General features: G+C 57.8%; 1 protein-coding gene. It reads right to left on the bottom strand.

Annotated features, from left to right (window positions below):
• On the bottom strand, window positions 1–308 hold a 308-nt coding region (locus tag E5162_RS14445), incomplete at both ends, for an efflux RND transporter permease subunit (protein WP_135945963.1).

Raw genomic sequence — 308 nt, 5'->3', positions numbered from 1 at the left:
ATGCAAAGATCGTCGTGAGCGTCGAAGCGAGCAGCGGGCCGAACAGACTCTTGGCCGCTTTATCCACGGCAGGCAGTCGCTCATAACCGCGGGCCCGTAACAGCCGATAGTCGTCAACGACCACAATGGCGTTGTCGATTAGCAACCCAAGTGCAACAACTAGCCCTGTCACGGACATTTGGTGTAGCGGTTCTCCGTACGTATTACTCAGGAAAAGGCAGAGCAGAACCGTCAGCGGAAGCGCCGATCCCACGATCAGCGCCGAGCGCCAGCCCATCATCAGAAACAGCACCGCGAACACGATCAGG

This window comes from Marinicauda pacifica, assembly GCF_004793635.1.
Taxonomy (GTDB): Bacteria; Pseudomonadota; Alphaproteobacteria; order Caulobacterales; family Maricaulaceae; genus Marinicauda; species Marinicauda pacifica.
The sequence above is the reverse complement of the archived record's forward strand: the minus strand, read 5'-3'. Positions and strand labels throughout refer to the sequence as shown.